This window comes from Candidatus Omnitrophota bacterium (genome assembly GCA_016929445.1).
GTDB lineage: Bacteria > Omnitrophota > Gorgyraeia > JAFGIU01 > JAFGIU01 > JAFGIU01.
This window is the reverse complement of record JAFGIU010000126.1, coordinates 1-6,257: the sequence shown is the minus strand read 5'-3', so window position 1 is coordinate 6,257 and position 6,257 is coordinate 1. Positions and strand designations below refer to the sequence as shown.

5 protein-coding genes are annotated in these 6,257 nt (G+C 52.7%); all 5 read right to left on the bottom strand.

Translation table 11 applies throughout. The features are described from left to right. Window positions 1-68: 68 nt before the first annotated feature. A complete protein-coding gene (locus JW937_09755) occupies window positions 69-2,420 on the bottom strand; it encodes a PAS domain S-box protein (GenBank protein MBN1587692.1) in 2,352 nt (783 codons plus the stop codon). A gap of 131 nt (window positions 2,421-2,551) precedes the next feature. Next, window positions 2,552-3,370 carry a ferredoxin--NADP reductase gene (locus JW937_09750; GenBank protein MBN1587691.1) on the bottom strand — a complete coding sequence of 273 codons (819 nt, stop codon included), beginning with the start codon at window positions 3,368-3,370 and terminating at the stop codon, window positions 2,552-2,554. A gap of 214 nt (window positions 3,371-3,584) precedes the next feature. Further along, entirely contained in the window at window positions 3,585-4,733 is a 1,149-nt protein-coding gene (gene chrA, locus JW937_09745) for a chromate efflux transporter (GenBank protein ID MBN1587690.1), read from the bottom strand. A gap of 96 nt (window positions 4,734-4,829) precedes the next feature. Continuing rightward, window positions 4,830-5,798 carry a DUF21 domain-containing protein gene (locus JW937_09740; GenBank protein ID MBN1587689.1) on the bottom strand — a complete coding sequence of 323 codons (969 nt, stop codon included), beginning with the start codon at window positions 5,796-5,798 and terminating at the stop codon, window positions 4,830-4,832. A gap of 209 nt (window positions 5,799-6,007) precedes the next feature. Then, on the bottom strand, window positions 6,008-6,257 hold a 250-nt coding region (locus tag JW937_09735), incomplete at its 5' end, for a hypothetical protein (GenBank protein MBN1587688.1).

The window sequence follows — 6,257 nt, the reverse complement described above, 5'->3', positions numbered from 1 at the left end:
ATAGACTTCCATAAACCCGGGAATATTGACCGCAAACCCTATAGAAAAACAAATGATTTACCTAGAACTTAGCGTGGTTGGAGATGTTGGAGGTAGGTGCTGAGATTAGATCCATGAGTAATTCCCAGCTTCTTTCTGATTGAATTTCTGTACCCCTCCACCGTGGGGACGGAGATAACCAGCAAACGAGCGATATCCTTGCTCGTGAACCCTCCCCGAAGCAAATTGCAAATCTCGATTTCTCTCGGGGTAAGCCGCAATATTTGCTCAGAAATCAAGCGTCCGAAGGGCTCAGTCACATGTTTCAAATTATCTTCTAAAAGAACCAAGTATTCTTTTTCAATGGATGTGCTCCTATCCTTGAGTTTTCTTAAAATCGGGAATACCAGTCGATCTATGTTCTGGAGTATTACTTTTTCCAACTCTTCTTTTTCTTCTTTTACCAAAGAGAGCAACTCTCTGAGTGCCACGTTCTTGTCCCCTAAGGCCAATTCCGACTCCTTGCGCGCGCTTATGTCCCGGGCAAGTCCAAACATCCCAACGGGATTTCCCTCAGTATCCCGGACTAGGTAGACAAGCATTTCGACAGCTAATACTGTTCCATTCTTTCTCACGTGTTCCTTTTCGAAGAGTCCCGATTGCCCATTAGAAAGAATTTGTTCTTTCAATAACTCCATCTCCCCCGCATGCCATCTTTCGGGGGTAACCCCGCAAATTGTCACTTGGCGCAATTCCTCAAGGGAGTAACCCAGCATTTCCTTATAGGCATTATTACAGTCTCTGATACTCCAATCCATATCCATAAAGACAATCCCATCCATGCAATTCTCGTAGAGCTGCAGGTACTTCAATTCAACATCACTCAAAGCCTTCACAATCGACTTCTCCGATGTAATATCAAATGTCACACTAATTACACCAATGAACGATTCCCCGGAATCATAAAGCGGCTGGGTGTGCCCCAAATAGCTCTTTTCGAACAATTCGTATTCATAGGTAACCGAAACACCTTTAAGCGCCCTCCGGTGAAACTCGATTATCGGATGTTTATCATCAATATTCAGCAATTCCGTCAATCCGAGTCCAATAGCCTGATCCGGTTGAATTCCTAGCCCGGCCAATTCACTTCCAGCGCAAAAGGAGACTTTCATCTCCTTGTCGGTAGTCCAGAGAATCCCGGGATGCTGTTGCAATACAAATCGCAGATACCCTTGACTCTCCAGTAATTTGCTTTCGTATGTTTTCCGCTCACCAATATCCACCATAACGCCTCGAAGATAGATTGCGTTTTCTTGGGCATCCTGCACGACAATTGCACAATCCCGAATCCATACTTCCCCGCCCTCTTTGGCAACCATCCTATATTCGCAATCAAAAGCAGCGCCCTTTCTCCGGGACCTCCGCAGTTCTTCCACCACTCTCTCTCTGTCGTCCGGATGAAGATATTCTTGCCACATTTTGGGATCGGAAACAAACTCCTCAGAAGCAATCCCTAAAAGATATTCAATTTGCGGGCTCATGTATATTGTGGTTCTAGTCTCATCAAACGCCGCAATATAAGTAACAGCCGGCAACTGCTCTATGAGATTCTGGTAGCTGCATTCTAAATTTCTTAACTTCCCCTCTTCCTTGCGAATGGCGGTCTCAATGCCCGAACAAAGTGTCCCGCACATTTTTCCGTTTTTGTCTTTCAGCACCATATTTTGCCAGGTTATCTTTTTTTCATATCCATAGGACGTTCGTACGGAATTTTCGATATAACTGCTGGAATCCGGGGTATCTTTTATCCCATCCACGACTCTGTCCAGACTTTTCTTGGTCTCAGAAACATAACTCTCAGATACAAACGTCTGAATCCAGTTCTTGCCAAGAACCTCGTCTTCTTGAAATCCCAGAATTTCACAGCCTCTGCGGTTGATCAGGCTCACCCTTCCGGACAGATCCAACGCCACCATAATCACACCAGCTGCATCAAGACAACTCTTTGCTGCTATGATTTCCGTCTCCAGTCTTTCCTCCAACTTCTTTTGCTTTGATATATCCCGCGCAATTGCAAAGAGATATTCTTCACCAGCCACGGTGAGAAAAACGAACTGTATCTCCACAGAAATCAGCCGCCCTGACTTAGTCTTTTGAATCGATTCAACCCCATCTTTCTTTGTTCGCTTCAGTCTGCGGTAAAGTTGTCCACACTTCTTTTTGGAATAGTCGGGATAAATGTCCGGAACGGACAGGGAGGCAAGCTCTTCGGCGGTGTACTCCAAGGTTTCACACGCCATCTGATTGACATAAACGATGCGGGCATCTTCATCAAAACATATGGCCGCAAAGACCAAGGTATCAACAGCCATCCGGAAAAAGTCAACCTGCAGAGAATTGTCTGATTGTGCCGTGGATAAGCCCACGTCTTTTCCCCCCATTTTTAGGACTTTCTATAAAACCGGAGTGCCCAACAAGTGCGTCCGCCTGCAAATGGGCCACATCGCAAGGACAATAGCAAGAACGTTCAGGCTGGGATGCAAGCTGAGCGGACCCCAGCCAGGCTCTGGTTCTACCAGTACTTCTCGGCGTGGTATTGCCCGGGGCTCTTGCGGGTGTGCTCCGCAAATCCCTCGGCTTGGAGGATCCCCTCCATAGTTTCGATCATTCCCGGATTGCCACAGAGAAAAACATGGGTGTCCTTGGGCGCAGGGTGAAAACCCCATGCCTTTTTTAAGGCTCCGCTGGCCCAGACCTCTTGGACCCGGCCAGTGAGACCGGCCCACGGGGCCGGCTCGTCTTTGGGGCGGGTAATGATGGGGAAGTAGGATAACATGGGAGACATCGTTTCCATGAGCGTCAGCTCGGAGCTGTAACCCAGGTCCCAGGAGTGGCGGGCTCCGTGCACCACCGCGAATTTGCGTTGGGTCTCCCCGATAAGCTGCGAGCGAAGCATGCTCACGTAAGGGGCCAGGCCCGTGCCGGTGGCAATGAGAACAACATTGGATTCGGGGGGGACTTCATCGAGGGTGAAGAAGCCTTTGAACTTCGGCCCCAACCACAGCCTATCTCCAATCTTCAGGTGGAAGAGGCGCGGGGTCAGCCCCCCGGAATGAACCAGGGCCACGTAAAACTCCAAGTACTCCTTGGCCACCGAAGAAGAGGCTACCGAGTAGGCCCGCTGAATCATCTTGTCCGGCTTGGCGAGCGGATCCTCTTCAGGGTCTGAGCCCGCGCAGCGCGGCGCGTTGGCCGGAAGGCCCAACACGGCAAATTGCCCCGGGGTGAATTCAGGCAAGTCCCAGCCGTCGGGGGCAACACGGATCACAATAAGCCCCGGCGCCACTTCGACCTTCTGCGTGATGATCGCATTCAGTTCTTTCACAGCCATGCGCTGAAGTTCTCCCTGCAAATGGGTGGGAACAGGGCCATGTGCTTGTTACGTGTCCCCGTTGAATGCAAGCAATATAACATACAAACCCACGAGAAGGTACCTCCTCATAGATCTTTATAAACGTTCTCTCAGACTATAGAGCAGATCCTCTCTCTCCTCAACAGAAGGCTGAGCGCCTCAATCTCCATCCAAGTATCAGCTGCCGTTTCCGTTAAGCGGGAAAGCCCAAGTACCGGATGAGTCCCATCAGCGCCCCTCCGGCCACAAGCCAGATGGGATTGATCTTCATTCTCGCCAACAGAATAAGCGAAACTGCGGCCACGGCAACGGTCAAAAGATCAATGAATGCCACCCTCGCCAACTGGCAGGTGACGGCAGCCATAAGGCCCATCGAAGCCGCATTGACTCCGTCCAACAACCCGCCCGTCCAGGGCGACTTTCTCAACCGCGGAATAAACGGATTCACCGCTGCGACAAACAAGAAGGACGGCAAGAAGATTCCCAGCGTCGCCAGCAATGCTCCGTTCGGCCCCGCGAGAAGGTACCCAATGAATGTGGCGCTGGTGAACAAAGGGCCGGGAGTCACCTGGCCGATGGCAATGGCGTCCATCAACTGCTGATCCGTAATCCACCCGAGCCGGTTGACAAAGTCCGCGCGAAAGTAGGCAAGCAACACAAAGCCGCTGCCGTACAAAACGGAACCGATCTTCAGGAAGGTCAGAAACAACAGCGGAAAGCTGAACGCCTTGGCTGCGGCCACCGGCACACCTGTACCGGCCAGCGGCCAGATCAAGACTGCGGGCGTAATGCGGCCGGTCCGCGAGACGTTTTTGATCAGCATCACGGCCAAGGCTCCCCCTAGGAGGAGCGCGATCTCGTTCACTCCAAGGAAATACAGCCCAAGCGTGCCGAAAGCCGCGAGCGCCGTAGATTTGTCTTTGACGGCCTTTCTTCCCAGCACCCAGAGCGCCTGAAGAAGGACGCCAATGATGACCGGCTTAATACCATAAGAGATCCATCCCGCCTGCGGAGTGGATCCGTAGCGAACATACACCCAGGACAACGCCATAACGATCAGCATCGCCGGAAGGGTAAAGCACAAGCCTCCCGCAATGAGCCCAAGCCATCCGCTGCGTCTAAACCCAATGTGACTGGCCATCTCCGTGGAATTCGGGCCGGGAATGAGCTGAGTCACGCCCAGGAGATCAAGAAACTGCTGGTCGTCGAGCCACTTGCGCCGCGTGACCACCTCGTCGTGCATGAGCGCAATATGCGCGGCGGGCCCGCCGAAGCCGATGGTTCCCAGCTTCAAAAAGAGCCCGGCGACCTCCTTCAGCCTATGAAATTTAGATGCATCCATCAAAAGCCCTGCCTAAAACGTCACGAATCTGTCGCTCCGGCTCATGATATCGTACAGATCTTTCTTGCTCCCGGCTCTGCATAGAGGTGCCGGACACTATTTGAATTGTTCGATGTCTGCACTGAGCAGTTCTCCAGCAATGTCTTCCAGAGTGACTATTCCCACGCATTGATTCTGGCCATCCACCACTGACAGAAGATGCTCCTTGTTCTGGAGCATGGTGCGCAGGCCGGTCATAAGCGTGGCATGACGGTCAACCGTGCGGATCGGCTTCGCATGCGCCATCAGTTGGAAGAGTTCGCTTTGAGTAGCAGGCAAAGCCGTTTTCGTCACGATGTAAGCATTGATGTCCTTCGAGTCTGCGCTTTTGCTCAGGGGATAGCGTGTATGTCCGCTCTCCTTAAGGATCGCAAGCAGTGACTCCGGCGTAGCGTCTTTGGACAGGAAGCGAATTCGTTCCGGCGGGATCATGGCGGTCGTGATCGCGCTGTGGCTGAGGCGCAATGCATTGACTATGATATTCTCCTGTTCCAGGTTGATGGCCTTCCCGGATCGCGCGAGTGTCGCCAAGGTCACGAGATCAGCCGTCGTAATCTGTCCGGATTCCTCGTGAACCGTGAGTCGTCTGAACATGGCCTCGCTCACCAGTATGAACGGATGGAGCAAACGGGTGGTGACCTCCAAGACCGGCCCCGCCCAGGGCGCAAGCTGTTTGCGGTAGGTCACGCCGATGATTTTGGGCAGTATTTCGGTCCCAAAGAGGATAATGACTGTGAGCAGGACGGAAAATATCCAGATGTTGCGCTCGCCATAGATCTCCGCGAAAGCACCGCCTGCAACAATAGCTCCGCCTGTGTGAGCAACGGTGTTCAGAACAAGGATCGCGGTGATCGGGCGCGCAACATTACTCTTAAGGCGGCCCCATGACGCAGCAGCCCGGGGACGAGTCGCGTGCAACCGGCTCAGGGTTAACGGATCGAAGCTCAACAGCAGTGCTTCTGCCAGCGAGCAAAGGAAGGAAACACCAATCGCAGTCATTGAGCTTATGATCAGGATCGTAGTCATTACTCGCTCTCTTCGTGTCCAGCGTTAAGCTGACCGGCGCTGTCGAGCGTCCAGTGCAGCGCGTGGTTTGGGCGGCCAGGCGGTTGCCTTGCGGTCCGGTCATAGGAAGAGTGGTAAGAACCCGGCTTGACAATCAACGGAGATACGCAGAAGACACTTCTGCTTGGCCTCCTGCCTTATTCTTTCCGTGGTCATCGTAATTCTTAGCCTCAATAACGGAAAATCGCAGCTATTCCCGTCTGCGTCGGCATTCGCTCGGCGGAAACGACAACAACTTCTCCGCCCATCTTCAGGGCCAACTCCCCCAAGTCGTCGAGCACGTCATCAACCTCCGGGTGCGCCAGATCGCCAAACTCGATGTCGCCGGTTGCGGCATTTATCCGGCCGGGAATTTCGCGACGGGCTTCGATCAGCAGTGTGGCAACCCGCCCGCCCACGACTGCCCCGGAGACCTCTGCT